This is a genomic window from Microterricola viridarii, assembly GCF_900104895.1.
GTDB classification, from domain to species: domain Bacteria; phylum Actinomycetota; class Actinomycetes; order Actinomycetales; family Microbacteriaceae; genus Microterricola; species Microterricola viridarii.
This window is the reverse complement of record NZ_LT629742.1, coordinates 932,518-951,893: the sequence shown is the minus strand read 5'-3', so window position 1 is coordinate 951,893 and position 19,376 is coordinate 932,518. Positions and strand designations below refer to the sequence as shown.

Below are 19,376 nucleotides of genomic sequence, written 5' to 3'. Positions count from 1 at the left end.
TCCGGTGCTCGGGCGTCAGCGGCCGGCGGCGGCGACGGTGTAACTGTGGGTTCCGCCGCCGACCCCGCTCACGCGCGATCCGTCCGGCAGCCGCACCTCGGCGGTGACGCCGGCGGGGATCGTGGCGGTGAGCCGGAACGTGCCGCCCTCGATCCGCCACTCGGCGCCGATGGTTCCCCGCCGGGTGTGCACGCTCGCGGCGGCGGAGCTCAGGCCGCCGCCCGGCTGCGGGGCGATGACGACCGTGCCGTACGCCTCCGCGCCGGGCTCCGGGTTCTCGGCCAGGCGGATGCCGGCGACGTGCGTGTAGAGGAAGGAAGCGACGGCCCCCTTGCTGTAATGGTTGAGAGAACCGCGCACCCCGCTCGGGGTCACGCCATCCCACCACTCCCACATCGTGGTGGCACCGTGATCGATCATGCCGAGCCAGGACGGGATGTCGCGGGCGAAGAGCAGCTCGTAGGCGAGGTCGAGGTGTCCGGCATCCGCCAGGGTGGGCAGCAGCAAGCCGGTCGCGAGGAACCCGGTGCCGAGCCGGGTGCCATTCTCGCGGATCAGGGCGGCCAGCCGGTCGGCGACGGCCTGCCGGCGCTCCTCCGGAACGAGGCCGAAAGCGAGCGCGCGCACGTAGTGGCCCTGCGATTCCTCGCTGAGCGTGTTGTCGGCGGCCAGGTACTCGGCGCACCAGGCCGCGCGCACGTTCTCGGCGAGCCGGCTGTAGTGCTCGGCATCGGCGGGCCGGCCGACGGCGGCCTCGGCCAGCGCGAGCGTGTGGGCCGATCGATGCAGGAATGCGGTCGCGACGATGCCGTGGTCGACGGTGGGGTCCGGCGCGGGCGGGGTGTCTGGCTCCAGCCACTCGCCGAAGTGGAATCCAGTGTCCCAGAGGTAGCGCTCGTGCGGCCGTTCGAGCGGGCGCTCCGCTGCCCGGTCGGGGTGCCGGCCGGCGGCGGCCGAGCGGGCGGCGTATTCGACCCAGACCCGCATCGACGGCAGTGCGCGCGCCAGGGCGACCCGGTCGCCGTAGGCGCGCCACATCGACCACGGCACGAGCACCGCGGCATCCCCCCACCCGGCCGAGCCGGCCGCCATGTCCTCGAACGCGCTGCCGGATGGCCTGTTACCCGCCGGGTTGGGCACCACGGTGGGCACCCGGCCGTCGGCCCACTGGTCGGCGGCCAGGTCGGTCGACCAGCTCTCGCTGAACGCGGCCACGTCATAGAGCAGGGCGGCGGTGTCGGCGAAGACCTGCCAGTCGCCGGTGAAGCCGGAGCGCTCCCGCTGCGGACAGTCGGTCGGCACCGCGCAGGCGTTGCCGCGGAAGCTCCAGTCGACGACGTCGTGCAGCGTGTTCAGCAGCGGGTCGCTGGCGGTGAATGTACCGGTGCGCGCCAGCTCGCTGTGCACGACGATGGCCAGGATGTCGCCCATGCCGATCGGGCCGGCGGCGCCCTCGATCTGCACGTAGCGGAAGCCGTGGGTCGTGTGCCGGGGCTCGAACATGTCGCCCGCCCGGCCGGCCGAGATGACCTCGTCGACCTGGCCGGCCGGCAGCACCGCGCGGGTGGCGAAGTCGAAGGCCCGGATGTTCTCCACGAGCAACAGGCCCGCATCGTCCAGGGCCTCGCCGTGGCGGAGCACCGTGCGGGTGCCGGCCGGGCCGAGTTCGTGCAGGCGCACCCAGCCGTTGATGTTCTGTCCGAAGTCGACGACGGTGATGCCCTCGCCGGGCGTGCTGATCTGTGTCGGGCTCAGCTCCTGGATGCGGCGCACCGCGGGGGCCTCGGCCGGGACGAGCCGGGTGCGGTCGTCGCAGAGCGGGTCGGTCGAGAGCACCGCGCCTTGGGGCCGCCCCGGCGCGTCCGGTCCCTCCAACCGGAGGTCGATGCGCTGCCCGTCCATCAGGTCGGCACGGGTGATGTGGCTCGGGCGGGACTCCCAGTGGGCGCCGGTCGCCAGCAGCGGCCGGGCCGCGCCCGTGCTCGGCTCCAGCAGCACGGCGGCCAGGAACGCGGTGTCGGTGCCGAAGCCGTCCGCCCGCCGCACGAAGCCGTGCCGGCCACGGAACCAGCCGTCGGAGAGCAGCACCGTGACCGAGTTCTCGCCGGGCTGCAGCAGCGCCGTGATCTCCCAGCGCTGCACCTGCAGCCGACTGCGGTAGGAGCTGAAGCCGGGCGAGAGCTCCTCGTCGCCGACGCGGACGCCGTTGACGAAGAGCTCGTAGACGCCGTGCGCGGTCGCGTAGACGACGGCCTCTGCGCCGGCGTCTGCGCCTGTCTCTGGGGCCGCGCCGTCCCAGTGGAACCGGCCGGCCAGCTCGTGGGCCGGCCTTTGCCCGGCGGGGTGCGGCACGGGCTCATACGGCGAGATCCACTGCGCGGATGCCAGGGCTGCGGTCAGGGCATCCGCCGTGCTCACCGTGCTCACGCCTCGGCCCCGGTGGTCGTGTTCGAGGTGCTGTCGAGGTGCTCACGGAAGAACTGCTCGATGACCTCGAACGTGGCCGACACCGGCCAGGCCCGGCCGCTCGTGCTGCGCAGCTCGGCCGTGGCCGTGGGGTCGGCCTCGAGCCGGCCGGAGTCCAGGCGGGGGCCGGGCGCCACCTCGTCGAGGCCGGCCGGGTTGAGGAAGCCGTGGCCGAAGCCGTCGATCAGGTAGAGGGTGGCGTCCGTCCCGCCCGCGGCGAGCGCCTTGTAGAGCGCGATGCTCTGGCTGGCCGGCACCAGGTCGTCTGCGGCGCCGTGCATGATGAGGAACGGCGGGGCGCCCGTCACCGCGGTGCGCGCCGGGCTCGCCAGCGTTGCCAGCTCGCGCCGTTCGCCGGGCGAGCCGCCGAGCAGGCCGGCTGTAGGCGGGTTGTCCTGGTCGGGCGCAAGCAGGTCGCCGGCGCCGTAGCCGTCCATGACCGCCTGCACGGCGGCGCTGCCCGCGCCCTCCGGCTCACCGAAGATTGCCGGGGCCCCGCCGTGCAGCCCGGCCAGGGCGGCGAGGTGCCCGCCGGCCGAGGAGCCCCAGAGCCCGATCGAGTCGGCCAGAATGCCGTACGCTTCCGCGTTCTCGCGCACCCAGCGGATGCCGGCGCGCACGTCGAGGAGCTGCTGCGGGAAGACGGCGTCGCCGGAGAGTGTGTAGTCGATGCTCACCATGACGAAGCCGGAGCGGGCGAAGTACCGGGCGAAGTCGGGCCGCCAGCTGCGGTCGCCCATCCGCCAGGCGCCGCCGTGCAGCCAGATGATCGCCGGCAGGGCCCGGTCGTCGGCGGGGCGCACGATGTCCAGCAGCAGTCCGGGGGCGAACTCGATGCCCGGCTGCTCGCGCAGGGCCTGGCCGTCGGTGTGCGGGGCGCTGACTTTCTCCGGTGCCATCTGCTGGCCTCCACTCTCTCTGGTGCTGAAATCCACGCCGGTGCTGACGTTCACGTTGCTGGTGCCATTGGTGCCGCTGGTGCTGCTGTGGCTGATGCGTCTGTTGTTGCTATTCACCGACGGTGTCCCGTCCTGAGTCTGCCGCCTGCCCGGGCAGCCGCACCAACGCGCGGTAGCGGCCCCGGCGTCGGCGCAGCCGCTCGGCGGGCGTGGCCGCGGCCAGTTCGAGCAGCTGCCGTTCGATCACCCGGCCGATCCTCCGACTGAACTCGGTGGGCTCCAGCGCGGCATCCGGGCGTTCCGGCACCACCCAGTCCACGATCCCGGCCGTGCGCAGCGCCACCGCTCCGATGCCCTGGGCTTCGGCCATGGCGGAGGCGTGCGCCGTGTCGCCGTGCATGATGACGCTGGCGCCCTCTGGCGGCAGCGGGGCCAGCCAGGCGTGCTGGGCGGCGATCGTCACGTCGCTTGGCAGCAGGGCGAGCGCGCCGCCGCCGGTTCCCTCGCCGAGCAGCACGGCGACCGTGGCCTGCTCGTGCCCGACCAGGCTCTCCAGGGTGCGCGCAATCTCGCCCGCGAGCCCGCCCTCCTCCGCCTCCCGGGAGAGGGCGGCGCCCGGGGTGTCGATGATCGTCACCAGGGGCAGGCCGAGCTCGGCCGAGAGCCGCTGGCCGCGCTGGGCTTGTCGCAGTGCGGCCGGGCCCCACGGCGCGCCCGCGCGCTGGGCATAGCGGTCCTGTGCGATCACGACGCAGGGCACGGCGCCGAAGCGGGCGATGGCCAGGAGCAGGCCCTCGCTGGCCTCGCCCTGCCCGGTGCCGCTCAGCGGCACGATGTCTCGCGCGGCGTGGCGCAGGATGGTGCGTGCGCCGGGGCGCGCCCGCGCCCGCGAGGCGGCGATGGAGGCCGAGGCGCTGATGGCGGGACCGTCGTACTGACCGTCGCACTGCCCGCTGTCTCCCCCGAGGCTACCTGCGCCCTCTGGCGGCGCGACCACCGAGAGCAGCCGGGCGACCAGCCGGGGCAGCTGGGCGGGCGCGATCACGCCGTCGATCACGCCGTTGCGGTAGAGGTTCTCGGCCGTCTGCACCCCGTCGGGGAACGGCTCGCCGTAGAGGGCCGCGTAGACGCGTGGGCCGAGGAAGCCGAGCAGCGCCCCGGGCTCCGCCACGGTCACGTGACCGAGCGAGCCCCAGCTCGCCATCACCCCGCCCGTGGTCGGATGCCGCAGGTAGACCAGGTACGGCAGGCCGGCACTCTTGTGCTCGGCGATCGCCGCGGCAATGCCGACCATGGCCACGAACGCGGCCGTGCCCTCCTGCATCCGGGTGCCGCCGGATGCCGGTCCGGCCAGCAGCGGCAGCCGCTCCCGCGTCGCCCGCTCGATGGCGGCGATGAGCCTGCCCGCGGCGTCGACGCCGATCGAGCCGCCGAGGAAGCCGAACTCGCTGACCAGCACGGCGACGCGGCGCCCGTCGATGCGCAGCTCACCGGTCAGCACCGACTCGTCGCATCCGCTCCGGGCGCGGGCCCGCTCCAGGTCGGCGGCGTAGCCGGGCTGCACGTGCCGGGGCGGCACGGCCGCGTCCCAGGAGCGGAAGCTGCCCGCGTCGGCGACGAGCTCGAGCAGCTCGCCGGCGCTGAGGGAGGGCAAACGGGTGCGCGTGGAACTCACAGAATGCCGGCGCTCTGCTTTTCGGGGAGCTGGCGCTCCGCGATCCAGGCGCGGATCGCCGGGCCGTGCTGGTCGAGCGTGGGCGGCGCGCGGTGCCCGCGGAACGTCACCTCGTCGTCGGTGCCGAAGAAGCGCAGCGGCGGGCCGGGCAGGGTGAGCGGTCCGAGGCTCGAGTGCTCGACATCCAGCAGCAGGCCCTGCGAGGCGACCTGGTCCCAGGCGTAGACCTCGTCGAGGGTGCGCACCCGGCCGGCGGGGATCCCGGCCGCCTCGAGCTGGCCGAGCAGATCCGTCGCCTCGAAGGGCGCGAACGCCGCCTCCACGATCTCGATCAGCGCGTCGCGGTTCGCCACCCGCAGGGCGTTGGTGGCGAAGCGGGGCGCGCCGGCATCCAGCCCGAAGCGCCCGCAGAAGCGCTCCCAGAGCGCCGTGCTGCCGACGCTGATCTGCACGGCGCCGCCCGCACAGCGGAACAGCCCGTAGGGGGCGATCGACGGATGGTGGTTGCCCTGGGCCAGCGGGGTCTCCCCGGCGACCGTCTGCCTGGTGCCCTGGAAGGCGTGGACGCCGACGAGTGCGGAGAGCAGGGAGGTGCGCACGACGCCGCCGGCGCCCGTCTCTGCGCGTTCGAGCAGCGCGGCGACGACCCCATAGGCGCCGTAGATGCCGCTCAGCAGGTCGCCGATCGGCACGCCGACCCGCTGCGGGTCGTCGGGGCCGGAGCCCGTCATCGACATGAGCCCGGCCTCGCCCTGGGCGATCTGGTCGTAGCCGGCGCGGCCGCCCTCCGGACCGTCGTGCCCGAAGCCGGTGATCGAGAGGATGACGAGGCGCGGGTTCAGCTCGAGCAGCCGGGCGCTCGAGTATCCGAGGCGGTCCATCACCCCGGTGCGGAAGTTCTCGATCAGCACGTCAGCCTCGAGGATCAGGCCGTCCAGCACGCGGCGGTCGTCCGGGTGTTTGAGGTCGAGCGCGATCGACTCCTTGTTGCGGTTGCAGGAGAGGAAGTAGCTCGACTCCTCCGCGTCGGGCTCGCCGAGGAACGGCGGCCCCCAGCCGCGGGTGTCGTCGCCGCTGCCCGGGGCCTCCACCTTGATCACCCGGGCGCCGAGGTCGCCGAGCATCATGCCGGCGTGCGGCCCGGCGAGGGCACGGCTGAGGTCGAGCACGACCGTGCCGGCGAGCGCACCGGCCTGCCCGCTCACGAGGCGCCGGCCTCTGGCGCGCGTAGGAGCCCGCCGTAGTCGCCGCCGTTGGGCGTGCGGATGCCGGTGTGCACGTGGAACTGCGCCGGGGTGCGGTTGCTGAGGAAGACGCCGCAGTGGTGGTCCAGTTCCAGCATCACGACGGGGCTCTGGATCCGGAAGTAGAACGCGTCCTCAGCGCCCCAGCCGCCGATCCAGGAGAACCAGGTCTCGTCGTAGCGCGACTCGATCTCGCGCAGCCGGGCCGCGGCGACGCCGGCGGGCAGGTGGTCGAGGAATGCGGCGGCGACCGCGCTCACCTCCGCGCGCGTCGGCTCGTCGAGGTCGCCGACGAGGATCCCCTCGAACGGCACGATGCGGTTGTCCTGGAAGCAGCCGCCGAGGTGGCGTTCATCGCCAGGGTGCAGCCGGCCGAGCGGCATCGCCGGGTCGACCATCTCGGGGTAGCTGAGCACCTCGGCCTGCTCGGCCGGTGTCAGGCCGGCCATCAGCGCCCTGGCGTGGGCGATGCGCGCCCCGAAGACGTCGACGGGCCCGATCGGGCTCTCCAGGATCAGCGAGGGCTCCGCTCCAAGGAACGCGGGCGAGACCGTCATCCGCTCGCCGTCGACGACGCAGTTGAGCGCCAGGTGGTGGCCGAAGAGCTGCCACCCCCACGGCTCGCTCGTCGAGGGCGTCCCATAGATGGCCACGTTGTAACTGGCGTCGTTCATGACGTTGGCGAGGTCGATCGTCTCGCCCAGGTAGCCGTTGACCCACATCAGGGTCTTCACGGACTCGAAGCCCTGCTCGCTGAGGCTGGCGCGCACGAGCTCGAGCGCGCGGTGCCGCGAGACCTGGTCGAGGTCTTCCAGGCGCAGGCCGGTGTCGTGCTGCAGGAACTCCGGGTTGGCCCAGCTGCGCCACTGGCTGGCGCGCAGCGGGTAGCCGATGTCGGCCCGTTGCCGCGCGGAGAGCCCGGCCAGCAGCAGCTCGGCGGCCGCGACCATGGCCGCGTTGGGGGCGGCCTCGCCGGCGCGCAGCTCAGCCAGCGGCTGCGAGGTGATGTTGCCGTCGTGGCTCACGCCGCGGTAGGGCACCGGGTAGCGGGTGGCCCAGTCCACGATCATCGGCCCGGCGAACGGGTCGCTCTTGACCGCCTCCGCGTACTCGCGATAGCTGAGCCCGCGGAACGCGCTGATCCGGGGGTCGTCAACGGGGAAGAGGTGTGCGCGGAAGTCGTCATCGGCCACGGTGGGTGCCCTCCAGCTCGTCCAGGGTGTCGGATGCCGCCGAGGCGCGTCCGACGGCGACCGCGACTGCCTCCGCCACCGCTGCCGGCTCGTCGCCGCGCCAGGCGACGTGCTGATCCGGACGCACGAGGATGGCGGCCGCCTGCCACGGGATCTCGGGGTGGGCGGAGAAGTCCAGCGGCAGCAGCGTGAGCGGCACCCCGGTCTGCCCCCGCACCGCGTCCACGGCCTGCGCGAACTCGGCCAGGCGAGGCTCGGCAGCGTCCACCAACAGCGTGAACCACTGGCCGATGGCGTCGTAGAGCGACTCCTCGCCGACCCAGACGTGCGGAAGCAGGCTGCCGGGCCGGGTCGACGGGGTGTAGTGGATCGGGTGCTCGGGAATCTGCTCCGAGCCGTCGTCGACGACGATGGGCGAGCCGGGGTACTGGTAGCCGAGCACGAGCCCGAGCGAGCTGAACTCGCTGCGCTTGACCTCGAGGTCTTGCGCCATCAGCCGGCGGGCCTCGGCCCCGGCATCCGTGTCGTCGTCGAGCACGCTGTGGGCGAAGTCGGAGGCCAGGCTGCGGCCGTTCGATGCGGCATCCGCGATGGTGCGCGCCGCGATCGGGCGGCGCTCGTGCTCGTAGCTGGCCAGCAGGCCTTCGCCTGCCCAGCCTGCCAGGCTGGCCGCGAGCTTCCAGGAGAGGTTGGCCGCGTCACCGACGCAGGTGTTGAAGCCGTGGCCGCCCCACGGCGGGTTGAGGTGTGCGGAATCGCCCACCAGGTAGACGCCGTCGCGGCCGTAGCTGGCGGCGAGGAGCATCCTGGCCGTCCAGCGGTCGGTCGCGATCACCTCGATGTCGACGTCGGTGCCGACGAGTTCCGTCACCAACGCTGCGGGGTCGGGGTGCGCGTCGGGCTCGATGTTCTGGATGATGACCCACCAGGTCGACTCGAGGTCCATCCGGCCGATCATGCCGGCCGCCGACGGCCGGAGCACCCAGTACTGCACGGCAGGCTCCAGCGCGATCGCCTCGGCCAAGCGCTCCGAGCGGAACAGGAAGTTGAAGTTGGACTTGGCGGCCGAGCCGCCCTCCATGGCGATGCCGAGCTCGTGCCGCGCCAGCGAGGAGCCGCCGTCCGCGCCGACGAGGTGCTCGCACTCGACCCAGCGGGAGGCGCCGTCCTCGTCGACGACGAGGGCGCGCGGCCGGCGCCCCGGTGCGGCGTCGATGCGCTCGACCCGCAGGGTGGTCGCGAGCTCGGCCAGCGGCGAGGCGTCGACGCCGGCGCGCAACACCTCCTCGACGATCGGCTGCGAGACCTGCTGCCCGCACTCGGGCTGCAGCTCGTAGCGACCCCGCGCCAGCTGGAACGCGTTGCGGAAGCGGGCCAGCTCGTGACCGGTCAGGCTCGAGCAGAAGATGACGTCTTCTGAGTAGTCGGCCGTGAGCGGGGCGGCGCTCCGCAGCGGCGCGGCCAGGCCGAGCCGGCGCAGGTGACTCATGGTGCGGGCGTTGGTGGTCTTCGCCTTCGGGCGGGTATGGTCCACTGCGTCCCGCGGCTCGATGACGAGGCTCTGCACGCCGCGCCGGTCGAGGTCGGCCGCCAGGAACAGGCCGCTCGGCCCCCGCCGACGATCAGCACCGGCACGAAGTCGGGCAGCGCCGCGAGGGCGCTCGGGCCGGGCTTGGCCGTTGCGGACATCAGGCCCTCAGGCACGGTCTCGGGCCGACGCGTTGACGATCGGCGTTGTCAGCGTTCCCAGCCGGTCCACCTCGACCTCGACGCTGTCCCCCGGCTGCAGCAGCCACGGCGGGGTGCGCACGTAGCCGACGCCCTCCGGCGTGCCGGAGACGAGCACGTCGCCCGGGTGGAGGGTGAGCGTCTGGCTGACGAGGGCGAGGATGTCGCCGACGGAGAAGATCATGTCGCGGGTGTTGCCGTTCTGCACCTCGATGCCGTTGACGCGGGTGCGCAGCTGCAGGCCGTCTCGCAGGTCGCCGACCTCGTCGCGGCTGACGAGCGGCCCCATCGGGCCGGAGAAGTCGCCGTTCTTGCCGAGCGTCCACTGCGCGGTGAGCTTCTGCGCGCGGCGCGAGGTGAGGTCGTTGAACACGGAGTAGCCGAACACGGCCGACTCGGCCGTCGCGGCATCCGCTGACTGGATGCGGGCTCCCACGACGGCGGCGATCTCGCCCTCCCAGTCCAGGCCGGCCTCGCCGGTGGGGACGGGGGCCGGCACGCCGCCGACGCTGAGCGAGGCCGTCCACCGGCCGAAGATCGTCGGGTACTCCGGCACCTCGAAGTTGCCCTCGGCCGCATGCGCCTTGTAGTTCAGGCCGACGCAGAGCACGCGGGCGGACGCGGGCACCAGTGGCACCTCGCGGACGCTGCTGAGCGGCAGCGCGGCACCCGCGGCGCCGGCCGCTGCGCGCTGCTGCCAGGCGAAGGGGTCTTGCCAGAACTCGACGAGCGTGGTGAGCGGTGCGACTGAGTCGCCCTGGACGACGCCGATGCGAGTGTCGTTGCTGTCATCGGCGGCGATGCCCATGAACTTCATGTCGTGTCCCTACTGCTTTCGGCCGGATCGGTGCGATCCGGCTGAGTTCAGCGTGGGCGAACGGCAGGGTTCTGAGGTACCCGCTTTTCATTGGATGGAACTTCGACCCCGGAGCTGCCGGCCGGCGCGGCAGCCGTGGTTTGGCTCCCCGTTTCCATTGCCCGGCAGCCACCCCGCTCCGCACGGCGGCGGCTCTCTACGGTGGGAGGGCCGCACATCGTCCGAAGGAGAGCACATGCCGAGCGCCATGCAGGTTCCGCACGCCAATACGTCCGCCGGGGCGCTCTCCGGCATCCGCCTCACCACTCCGCACGGCCCGGTGGAGGCCTTCCTCGGCGTTCCCTACGCCACTCTGGGGCCCGGCCGGCTGCGGTTCGCTCCCGGCCGGGCACCCGACGGGTGGGCGGGAGTGCGTGACTGCAGTCGGCCGGGGCCCGCAGTGCCACAGAACCCCAGCCCGTTCGGCAGCGGCGCGGATTCACCGAGCAGCCATCAGGACGACCTGCACGGGCTCAACCTGAACATCTGGGCACCGGCGGGTGCGAAACGGGGCCGGCCGGTGCTGGTCTGGGTCCACGGGGGCGCCAACATCATCGGTTCCAACGCCGAGCCCCTGCACGACGGCGCTGCGCTCGCTGCCGACGGTGACCTCGTCGTTGTCGCGGTCAACTACCGGCTGGGTGTCTTCGGCTTCCTCCACCTGGAGCGGGCCACGCACGGCAGCGGGCTCAGCAACGGGGCCGTGCACGACCTCATCACCGCTCTGAGGTGGGTCCGCGACGAGATCGCTCAGTTCGGCGGCGATCCCTCGAACGTGACCATCGGCGGGCAATCGGCTGGGGCGGCGCTCGTCGGCACCCTGCTCGGGGTGCCGACGGCGACCGGGCTCTTCCATCGAGCGATCATGCAGAGCGGGACCGCCGAACGGGTGCACTCCCCTGCTGAAGCGTCTGCGGTGACCTGCGACATCCTGCGGCACCTCGGCATCGATGGTTCGGAGGCGAGCACAGTGTTCGACCGGCCGACCAGCGAACTTCTCGCAGCGCAGTCCGCCGTCTGCCTCGAGTACGAGTCGCGGACGGTGGGGCTCTCGGTTCCGTTCCAACCGGTCGTCGACGGCACGCTGCTGCCTGCCTCGCCGCTGGACGCCGTCCGCGCCGGCTTGAATAGCACCGTCGACCTCCTCATCGGCACGAACCGGAACGAGGCGTCCCTCAGCCTCGCCTTCGGCCCACCGCGCGACCCGAAGGAACTGGCCCGCACGTTGCGCGGGGAGATCGCCGCCGATCTGGGCGGCGTACTCGGCCCGGAGCAGTACGTGCGGGCAGTGCAGTCGGATGTCGGCCAGCGCCCGTCGGAGGCCGAGGCCCTGGAGGCGTATCTGAGTGATCGCAGCTACCGTCAGCCAAGCAATCGACTCCTCGAGGCGCGTCTGGGAGGTGAGGGGCTCAATTTCAGTTACCTCTTCGATTGGGCGAGTCCGGCCATGAACGGTCGTCTCGGCGCCTGCCACGGTGCGGAGTTGCCATTCGTTTTCGGCACACTTGACCGACCCGCGGCCGCGTTCTTTGTCGGCACGCAGCCGCCCCCGGAGCTGAGCTCGCGGATGATGACGGCGTGGGCGGCATTCGCCCGCACCGGGCGCCCTGGCAGCTGGGCGACGTATCGCGAAGGGTCCCGCCACACACAGGTCTGGGACGAGAACCCGATTGGTCGCTCGGATCCCAGGCCGGCGCTGCGAGCACTGTGGTCGACCGTGCCGGCGCAGAGCCGCTTGGCGTGAGTCGTCGAGCGGTGCGTCATCCGTGCTCGCGGGTCGAGCCCACCGCCGCTCCCGGCTGTGGCTACGCGGCCTTCTTTCGACCGAAGATCAGGCCCCAGATCAGGAGGACGATGAAGGCGCCGCCGATCGCGAGCAGCCACGACTGGATCGACCAGAAGTTCTCGAGGTCGGCGCCGAACAGCAGGCCGCCGAGCCAGCCGCCCAGCATCGCGCCGACCACTCCGAGCAGCAGGGTGGCGAACCAGCCGCCGCCCTGATTGCCGGGCATGATCATCTTGGCAATGGCGCCCGCAATCAGGCCTAGAAGGAGAAAAGCAAAGAACCCCATCGTCGTACTCCCTTCACCGTGCGAGCATCACCGCGTGAACTCGACGCCGGTCACCGGACCCCACCAGTCCGCGAACGGCGTGCGTTCCCAATTTGGCACGCACGGGTCGACAATGCAACCCTTTTGGGGGTCATCGCGCGGGGTGCGCGGAGCGCGTGAGCCGGCGCTCAGCCCTCGACGCGGATACCGATGCTCTCGGCGAGCGCCGGGGCGAGCATGCCGAGCTGCAGCCCGTTGATGGTGACCCCGGCGAGGTTGCGGATGCCGGCGATCTCTTGCACGTCGGCTCCGCGCAGGTCGAAGTCGCTCAGGGTGGCCCGTTGCAAGTCGAGCGCCCGCACCGAGCAGCCGTCGAAGGCGACCCTCGCCGCCGTGGCCTGACCGAGGTCGAGTTCGTCGATGGTGCAGTCGACGAAGAGCACGTCGTTGAGGCTCGCGCCCCGGAGGTTCACATAGCCGAGCTTGCAGTTCTCGAAGCGCAGAGCCCGCAGTCCGGTCTCGTACAGCTCGGCGGAGCCGATCCGGGAACCGCGCACGACGACGTCCCGCCACGTGGAGCGGGCGGCCCGGAGCACGGGCACGTTCACCGACTCCAGCAGCGAGTCGACGATGCGGACGCTGCGCAGCTCGGCCTCGTCGGCGGTGACGCCGGCGAAGACGCTCTCGCTCACGGTGGCGTAGTCCAGCGCGAAGGTGTCGAGCTCGAGCGCCCCGAAGGAGAGGCCGTCCACGGTGGAATTCGCGCCGAGATCGCCCGCGTAGCCGGCGCCGAGGTTCTGCGGGTCTACCCGGTCGAGGCGGGGCGCCTTGGTCTGGGTGTTGCCGGTGCTGCGACGTGTCTGAGCCATGCTGCACCCCCTCCCGGTGGGCGTTCCCCCAGCCTACGTCGCGGCGCCGGGGATGATTTCCTGCTACCGGGGATGCCGGCTAGCGGTGCACGGGGGCCGCGCTCACGGCCACGGCCGGCCGGCGCCGGCGCACCCGCGCCGGCAGCGCGGCGAGCCCCCACACGGTGACCCGCAGCATCGCCTCCACCACGATGCCGGCGCTCATCTTCGAGCTGCCGTTGACCCGTTCCACGAAGGTGATCGGCACCTCGATCACGCGCAGCCCCTGCCCGACCGCCTGCCAGAGCGTCTCGATCTGGAAGCCATAGCCCTGACTGGTGGAGCGTTCGGCCCCGATCCGCGCCAGTGCGGGGGCGGTGAAGGCCCGGAATCCGCCCGTGGCATCACGCTGCGTCACCCCGAGGGCGAGGCGCGCATACTCGCTGCCGGCCAGGGAGATCAGCTTGCGGTGGGCGGGCCAGCCGCGCACCGCGCCGCCCGGCACCCAGCGGGAGCCGATCACGACGTCGGCCGCACGGAGCCCGTCCAGCAGGCGCGGCAACTGCTCCGGCAGGTGCGAGCCGTCGGCGTCCATCTCGACAACGACGTCGGCGCCGTGCCCCAGCGCCCAGGCGAAACCGGCCCGGTAGGCGGCGCCGAGGCCGCCCTTGCCCGGTCGGTGCAGCACATGGATGCGCGCATCGGCGGCGGCCAGGTCCTCCGCCAGGCGCCCTGTGCCGTCAGGCGAGTTGTCGTCGACGACGAGCAGCTCGACCTCCGGTACGGCCTCCAGCAGGCGCCGGGCGACGGCTTCGAGGTTCTCGATCTCGTTGTACGTCGGAATCACGACGATTGTGCGGGTCATGGCTGCTCCTTCGTGAGTTTGAAGACTGTGGTGGTGTTGATCGGCATGGCCGCGTCCACGCGGTAGCCGAGTGCCTCGAGCGCGGTGACATCTGGGCGGTCCGCGCCGCGCTCGACGGCCCACACCGTACTGTGGCCCTGTACCCGGGCGCCGAGCTCGGCGAGCGGTCGCACCGTGTCCCACAACCGGGTTCGCTGCACGTAGCGAGTGTCGAGCATCACGTCGTCGTAGTCGGCGAAGTGTGCGGGGTAGAGGTCGAGCGCCAGGCGCGGGCGGAGCGAGGGCCGCACGGATTCGTCGAAGACGACCGCATCGCCGCGCTGCCCGTTGGCGGCGACGGTTTCGGCCAGTTGGCGCAGGTCGCTGCCGCCCTGGGCGAAGGGGGTGCGCTGCCCGAGGTAGCTGGGTGCGGCGAGCGCCGCGATGACGAGCGTGCCGGCCAGCAGCCCGAGCTGCTGCCTACGCGCCGAGGCTCGCCAGGGGCCGAGCGCCCACGTGGCGACGGCGCGCAGCCCAACCGCCATCAGCAGGGCGGCGGCCGGCGCACTGAAGGCGAGGTAGCGCACGCTGTAGACCGGCAGCGCGACCGCGTTCACGAGCAACACCGCGGCGGTCGGCAGCACCAGCCACGCAGTGACTATGAGCACCGCGTCGCGGTGCGGCAGTGCGGCTCCCATTGCGGCCGGTATCCGCTCGGCGCGCTGCGCCGCGGCGCCGTGCGACGCGGGGAGAGCTCGCACCGCGCCCAGCAGCGCGATCACGATAAGCGCCCAGGCGAGGAGCGCGAGGCCCGGCCAGCCGAACCATTGCGACACGAGCACCGCATCGGGCGTCGCATATCCGCGCTCGGCGAGGAAGCTGATCTGCGCCCGCTGCAGCACGGCGGCGACGAGGATGGGCAGTGCGAGCAGCAGCGCCAGCGCGGCCGCGCGCGCCCAACCCGCCCAGGTGCGCCTCGGTGCGCGCAGGATCACCAGCACGACCGCCCCGACGGGCAGCATCAGCCCGAGGTAGAGGAAGAGGTAGATCGAGCCGGCGGTCGCCACCCCGTAGCCGGCCCACACCCGGGGGCGCTGCTCCTGCCGGTCGAGCAACATGAGCAGCCAGATCAGCAGCCAGGTGGCGGCCGCCATGGTGAAGGCGTACGAGCGCGCCTCCGCGCCCATGTGGGTGGCCTGCGGCAGCACGGCGAAGAGGATGCCGGCCAGGAGCCCGGTCGCGGGCCCGAACAGCCGGCGGCCGAGCACGCAGCAGCCGGCGGCGGCGACCCCGATGGCGACGGCGCTCGGCGCCCTGACCGCCCACTCACCCGTGCCGAGCAGCTGCACCCAGAAGTGCAGGAACAGGTAGTAGGCGCCGTGCACGGCGTCGATCTGCCCGAGCAGCCCGAACAGTCCGGGCAGGGTGCGTTCCGCCGAGAGCACGCTGGCCGCCTCGTCGCCCCAATAGGAGGGGATCCCGCTGCCCGCGAAGGAGAGCAGTGCCGCGCCGGCGCCGAGCATTGCCGCGGTACGCGCCGGGTGCGCGCGGGCCGCCGCGTGCGGCATCCGCATGGCCACAGCTGAGCGCACATCGATCATGTCGGCGCTCCTCCCGCTGCGGGCTTCGGACATTTCTCATCGTCTGAGTGCCGACTGGACCGCGCATGATTTCTGATGAACGTTTCGTGAGAGCCCTTTCAGAGAGGGGGTGCCCGCCCGGTCTGGCCGAGCGATTCCGGTCCTAGGATGTGTGCAAGCCGACGGAGGGAGTGCCGTGAGGATCCTGGTGGTCGATGACGAGCCAGAGCTCACCGCGCTGCTGCGCCGCGGCCTCGGCGCCGACGGGCACCAGGTGGCCGAGGCCCACGACGGCATCGCCGCCATGGCGCTGTTGGCCGCAGAGGACTTCGAGCTGGCCGTCGTCGACGTCATGCTGCCCGGCATGTCCGGGTTCGAGCTCAGCCGGCGGCTGAAGGCGCACGACCCGACCATGGGCGTCATCCTGCTGACGGCGCGGGATGCCGTCGGCGACCGCATCCGCGGCCTCGACGCCGGTGCCGACGACTACATGATCAAGCCCTTCGACATCGCCGAGCTCTCGGCGCGGATCCGGGCGGTGCGCCGTCGCGATGCGCTCACGGCGCCACGCGCGCTGACGGTTGGCACGCTCACCATCGACCTGTTGCGCCACCGTGCCAAGGCCGGCGACCGCGAGCTGGCGCTCAGCCGCACCGAGTTCGACGTGCTCCGCGCCCTCGCCGCGCAGGCCGGAGAGACGGTGAGCCGTTCCGAGCTGCTCGCCCAGGTCTGGGAGACCAACGAGCACATCGACCCGAACGTCGTGGACCAGTACGTGAGCTACCTGCGCCGCAAGCTCGAGCACAGCGAGAGTGGGGCGCAGATCGTGACCGAGCGCGGCGTCGGATTCCGGCTCGTCGCCGCGGAGCCCTGATGCCGGCTGCCGCCCGCCCGGGGGCGCCCCGTCCGCTTCCGCGGGTGCTGACGATCCGCAACAGGATCGCCGGCGGCAGCCTCGTGATCGCCCTGCTCATCTCCCTCGCCGCCGGCATCGTGTTCAACGCGCAGATCGAGCGGATCCTGCGCGACGGCTCGATTGCGGTGCTGCAGAGCGACAGCGCGGCCTACGTGAGCGCGTTGCAGAACCAGGACGGCGGCCCGCTGGACCCGCCGGGGCTCGGCCAGCACATCGCCGTGGTCGCGCCCGACGGCAGCACCCCGGTGAATACCCTGCCGAGCGCGCTGCGCGACATGCTGCCGAATCTCGTCGCGGCGCACACGCCGCGCTCGGTGACGCCGGAGAGCGCCCAGTCCGCCGGCATCAGCTACCTGGTGCTCTCGACGCCGATCACCACCGCGGGCGGCGAGTGGCATGTCGTCGCGGCGCGCAGCGGGCACGAGGAGTCGACCGTGCTCGACGAGATGCGGCTGCTGTTGTTCGTCGGCCTCGCCCTCATCGTGCTGGGCACGGCGGCCACCGCTTGGCTGCTCACCTCGGCGGCGCTCGCCCCGGTGAAACGGCTGCGCGCCAGCGCGGAGGAGCTGAGCGCGAGCCCCGGCACGGAGCTGTTGCCGGTGGCATCCGCCCGCGATGAGATCGCGGAGCTCGCCGAGACGCTCAACGAGCTGATCGTGCGGCTGCGCGCCTCGGCATCGCGCGAGCGGCAGCTGGTCTCGGATGCCAGCCACGAGCTGCGCACTCCGCTGGCGATTCTCACCATGCAGTTGCAGCTGGCCGAGGCCGAGGCGTCGTCGGTCGAGCAGCTCCTCGAGGATGTGGCGGGGGCCCGCCGCAATGTGGCCCGGCTGACGGCGCTGGTGAACTCGTTGCTCGAGCTCTCGACGCTGGAGGGGCTCGCCGCGCGCGAGGAGGGCGGGCTCTCGGATGCCGCCGAGCTCGAGCGGGAGGCCCGCGACGCCGTGGAGCGGGCCCGCTTCCGGTTCGGGTCCGCCGCCATCGAGCTCAGCTACGAGGGCCTCGCGGGGCCCGGCGCCGGTGCGCAGTTCGCGATCAAGGCGGAGGACTTCGGTCGGATCATCGACAATCTGGCCAGCAACGCGGTGACGGCGATGCCGGGCGGCGGTGCGCTCACCGTGACGCTCGCGCTCGCCCGCGGCGCCCTGGTGCTGCGCGTGGCAGACACCGGCGGCGGCCTGGAGCCCGGCTTCGAGGCGCACGCCCTGGAGCGGTTCAGCCGCGGCGACGCCTCCCGCGCCGCCGGCCGCGGCACCGGACTGGGGCTGGCCATCGTCGCGGCCATCGTCACGAACGCGGGCGGCACCATCGCGCTGGAGAACAGCCCGGGCGTCGGCCTCACCGTGACGGTCACCCTCCCCGCCGTCGGGGCGCCGCCGGCCGCCCCGACGCCCCGATAGGCCCATTGGTCCCTCCGAGCGTGCGACAGGCCGTGGCCCGGACTGCCTCGGCGAAATACCGGCCGGGGCAACGGCCCCTCGGTACAGTGACCGGGTGACGCACACTTCCGTTCGAAGGTCGCTGGTCGCGACCACAGCAGCTGTGGCGCTCGCGCTGCTGCTCTCCGGGTGCATCTTCTCGCCCCAACCGCACCAGACGCCGACCGATCCGGGCATCCCCGAGGCGCGCGCCGTGGCCGCAGCCCAGCTTGCGGAGATGCGGACCCGGCTCGTGCTCTCCGACCGCGTCATCGTGCTGGGTGACGTGCAACAGGACAACTGCGACACCGCGGAGAACTGGTGGTTCGACGACACCAGAGACCTCGGCTACCGCTGCGAGTCGGCATGGACGGCCATCGCAGTCATCCCCGACGCCCGGACGCCGCACGAGACCGCGGCGGCCGTCGACGCCGAGATGGGCGCAACGGACCTCCCGTTCTCCCCCGGCGGCATGGTTCGAGACGTGATGTCGGTGTACCCGCCCGTGCGACAGGACGCAGAGATCGTGACACCCAGCGCCGGCGGGCACGAAGGCCCGGTTGCGTTTAGGGTCGTCTCCTACGAGTTCCGACCAGCGGAGTGGAACGCCCCGTGGGAGGGGAACGTCACCGTCGGCCGCACCGTGGGCACCAGCGTGGCCGACATTACGGCCGCGGACATCATGGCCACCGGGGCCAACCAAGTCATCGAGTTCGCCGCCAGCGTCGAGTACTGGAACACCACGGGCCTGCCCGACCTGGACGACGTCGGGCCCCCGGACGCCGTCGGGATCGAGACCTGGAGATACGGTGGCGAGTTCGTGCTCGAGTTGGCCGACTGGGCGCCCGCCGAGGAGCCGATCGCGTGCATCGCCGACCCCGCTGTTGACGAGGCCGCGATCGTCCGAGTCGACGAGCCGTTCCCCTACCTGCGTGCCCCCTTCGTGCTCGGCGCACTGCCCGCTGACCGACAGCGCGTGGCCGATTGCGTGCTCGCCGCCCTGGAATCTGGCACCGTGGTGATGACCTCGCCCGGCGACTGAATCGACGCCTGGGCGGCGCTTCCCACGGCACGCAAAACCCCCTGCCTCTGATCGAGACAGGGGGTTTCTCGCGGGCGGATGCCGGCCCGCGCCCGCTTCGAGGTGTGTGCGGCGGCACCCGCCGGCCCGGAGAGCCCCGGGCCGGCGGGGGCCGCTACAGGCTGCGGCTACGCAGCCTTCTTGCGACCGACAATGAGTCCCCAAACCAGGAGCACGACTATCGCTCCTCCGATCGCAAGAAGCCAGGTCTGGATCGACCAGAAGTCTTCGAGGTTGGCGTTGAACAGCAGCCCGCCCAGCCATCCGCCGAGCATCGCGCCGAGCACGCCGAGCAGCAACGTGGCGAACCAGCCGCCGCCCTGATCGCCGGGCAGAATCAGCTTGGCGATGGCCCCGGCAAGCAAGCCGAGGAGAAGAAATGCAAAGAACCCCATGGTCATGTCCCTTCTCGTTGGGAGTCGGGCGGTTCAGGCCCGTTCCCTGCCCGTCGATGAACGACGAGCGGATTCCACCGTCCCACCCTGCAGCGCCGAATGCAACCCATTCGGGGGACATCCTCCGCTTGCGGGCCGAAGCATTTGCGCTGAAACACTGGCCTGGGTCCGGCATCCTGTGA

16 protein-coding genes are annotated in these 19,376 nt (G+C 72.2%); 4 read left to right on the top strand and 12 right to left on the bottom strand.

The window, feature by feature from the left end; genetic code table 11:
• Positions 1 to 15: 15 nt before the first annotated feature.
• From BLT62_RS04355 to BLT62_RS04325, 7 genes are all read right to left on the bottom strand, one after another.
• The gene (locus BLT62_RS04355) at positions 16 to 2,427 is read right to left on the bottom strand and encodes an alpha-L-rhamnosidase (protein WP_156786239.1); all 2,412 of its coding nucleotides are present in this window, start codon (positions 2,425 to 2,427) and stop codon (positions 16 to 18) included.
• Positions 2,424 to 3,365 (bottom strand): alpha/beta hydrolase, encoded by a 942-nt coding sequence (locus BLT62_RS04350; protein WP_083365300.1) that lies wholly within the window; start codon positions 3,363 to 3,365, stop codon positions 2,424 to 2,426. Before BLT62_RS04350 ends, BLT62_RS04355 begins: the two co-directional genes overlap by 4 nt.
• Before the next feature lie 109 nt (positions 3,366 to 3,474).
• Positions 3,475 to 5,040 carry a carboxyl transferase domain-containing protein gene (locus tag BLT62_RS04345; protein ID WP_197675165.1) on the bottom strand — a complete coding sequence of 522 codons (1,566 nt, stop codon included), beginning with the start codon at positions 5,038 to 5,040 and terminating at the stop codon, positions 3,475 to 3,477.
• Positions 5,037 to 6,245: a CaiB/BaiF CoA transferase family protein gene (locus BLT62_RS04340; RefSeq protein WP_083362963.1), complete on the bottom strand. Its 1,209-nt coding sequence runs from the start codon at positions 6,243 to 6,245 to the stop codon at positions 5,037 to 5,039. Before BLT62_RS04340 ends, BLT62_RS04345 begins: the two co-directional genes overlap by 4 nt.
• Positions 6,242 to 7,477 carry a DUF3500 domain-containing protein gene (locus BLT62_RS04335; RefSeq protein ID WP_083362962.1) on the bottom strand — a complete coding sequence of 412 codons (1,236 nt, stop codon included), beginning with the start codon at positions 7,475 to 7,477 and terminating at the stop codon, positions 6,242 to 6,244. The genes BLT62_RS04340 and BLT62_RS04335 overlap by 4 nt, the downstream gene beginning before the upstream one ends.
• Complete coding sequence (locus BLT62_RS04330; protein ID WP_231919339.1) at positions 7,467 to 9,044, bottom strand: FAD-dependent monooxygenase; 1,578 nt, start codon at positions 9,042 to 9,044, stop codon at positions 7,467 to 7,469. Before BLT62_RS04330 ends, BLT62_RS04335 begins: the two co-directional genes overlap by 11 nt.
• 129 nt (positions 9,045 to 9,173) lie before the next feature.
• Positions 9,174 to 10,022 (bottom strand): fumarylacetoacetate hydrolase family protein, encoded by an 849-nt coding sequence (locus BLT62_RS04325; RefSeq protein ID WP_083362961.1) that lies wholly within the window; start codon positions 10,020 to 10,022, stop codon positions 9,174 to 9,176.
• A gap of 157 nt (positions 10,023 to 10,179) precedes the next feature.
• Between BLT62_RS04325 and BLT62_RS04320 the strand changes: the two genes are divergently transcribed.
• Positions 10,180 to 11,805, top strand: coding sequence for a carboxylesterase/lipase family protein (locus BLT62_RS04320; protein ID WP_172829635.1), 1,626 nt, complete (start codon positions 10,180 to 10,182; stop codon positions 11,803 to 11,805).
• A gap of 61 nt (positions 11,806 to 11,866) precedes the next feature.
• On the opposite strand, the gene BLT62_RS04315 is transcribed toward BLT62_RS04320, so the two are convergent.
• The 4 genes from BLT62_RS04315 to BLT62_RS04300 form a co-directional block, all read right to left on the bottom strand.
• Positions 11,867 to 12,133 (bottom strand): GlsB/YeaQ/YmgE family stress response membrane protein, encoded by a 267-nt coding sequence (locus BLT62_RS04315; protein ID WP_083362960.1) that lies wholly within the window; start codon positions 12,131 to 12,133, stop codon positions 11,867 to 11,869.
• Positions 12,134 to 12,300: 167 nt separating this feature from the next.
• Entirely contained in the window at positions 12,301 to 12,981 is a 681-nt protein-coding gene (locus BLT62_RS04310; protein WP_083362959.1) for a pentapeptide repeat-containing protein, read from the bottom strand.
• Positions 12,982 to 13,060: 79 nt separating this feature from the next.
• Positions 13,061 to 13,825 (bottom strand): polyprenol monophosphomannose synthase, encoded by a 765-nt coding sequence (locus BLT62_RS04305; protein ID WP_083362958.1) that lies wholly within the window; start codon positions 13,823 to 13,825, stop codon positions 13,061 to 13,063.
• Positions 13,822 to 15,405 carry a glycosyltransferase family 39 protein gene (locus BLT62_RS04300; RefSeq protein ID WP_172829634.1) on the bottom strand — a complete coding sequence of 528 codons (1,584 nt, stop codon included), beginning with the start codon at positions 15,403 to 15,405 and terminating at the stop codon, positions 13,822 to 13,824. Before BLT62_RS04300 ends, BLT62_RS04305 begins: the two co-directional genes overlap by 4 nt.
• A 187-nt stretch (positions 15,406 to 15,592) precedes the next feature.
• Between BLT62_RS04300 and BLT62_RS04295 the strand changes: the two genes are divergently transcribed.
• From BLT62_RS04295 to BLT62_RS04285, 3 genes are all read left to right on the top strand, one after another.
• Positions 15,593 to 16,258 (top strand): response regulator transcription factor, encoded by a 666-nt coding sequence (locus tag BLT62_RS04295; RefSeq protein WP_231919338.1) that lies wholly within the window; start codon positions 15,593 to 15,595, stop codon positions 16,256 to 16,258.
• Between the two features lie 44 nt (positions 16,259 to 16,302).
• Positions 16,303 to 17,700, top strand: a complete 1,398-nt coding sequence (locus BLT62_RS04290) for a sensor histidine kinase (RefSeq protein WP_172829633.1) — start codon at positions 16,303 to 16,305, stop codon at positions 17,698 to 17,700.
• Between the two features lie 94 nt (positions 17,701 to 17,794).
• Positions 17,795 to 18,760 carry a hypothetical protein gene (locus tag BLT62_RS04285; RefSeq protein WP_156786238.1) on the top strand — a complete coding sequence of 322 codons (966 nt, stop codon included), beginning with the start codon at positions 17,795 to 17,797 and terminating at the stop codon, positions 18,758 to 18,760.
• A gap of 167 nt (positions 18,761 to 18,927) precedes the next feature.
• Here the strand turns inward: BLT62_RS04285 and BLT62_RS04280 are convergent, their stop codons facing one another.
• The gene (locus tag BLT62_RS04280; protein WP_067231803.1) at positions 18,928 to 19,194 is read right to left on the bottom strand and encodes a GlsB/YeaQ/YmgE family stress response membrane protein; all 267 of its coding nucleotides are present in this window, start codon (positions 19,192 to 19,194) and stop codon (positions 18,928 to 18,930) included.
• Positions 19,195 to 19,376 lie beyond the last annotated feature (182 nt).

Bases quoted from the DNA above. Each gene is read 5' to 3' on its own strand.
- BLT62_RS04350 (WP_083365300.1), bottom strand. From the start codon at position 3,365: ATGGCACCGGAGAAAGTCAGCGCCCCGCACACCGACGGCCAGGCCCTG.
- BLT62_RS04325 (WP_083362961.1), bottom strand. From the start codon at position 10,022: ATGAAGTTCATGGGCATCGCCGCCGATGACAGCAACGACACTCGCATC.
- BLT62_RS04315 (WP_083362960.1), bottom strand. From the start codon at position 12,133: ATGGGGTTCTTTGCTTTTCTCCTTCTAGGCCTGATTGCGGGCGCCATT.
- BLT62_RS04310 (WP_083362959.1), bottom strand. From the start codon at position 12,981: ATGGCTCAGACACGTCGCAGCACCGGCAACACCCAGACCAAGGCGCCC.
- BLT62_RS04305 (WP_083362958.1), bottom strand. From the start codon at position 13,825: ATGACCCGCACAATCGTCGTGATTCCGACGTACAACGAGATCGAGAAC.
- BLT62_RS04300 (WP_172829634.1), bottom strand. From the start codon at position 15,405: ATGATCGATGTGCGCTCAGCTGTGGCCATGCGGATGCCGCACGCGGCG.
- BLT62_RS04280 (WP_067231803.1), bottom strand. From the start codon at position 19,194: ATGGGGTTCTTTGCATTTCTTCTCCTCGGCTTGCTTGCCGGGGCCATC.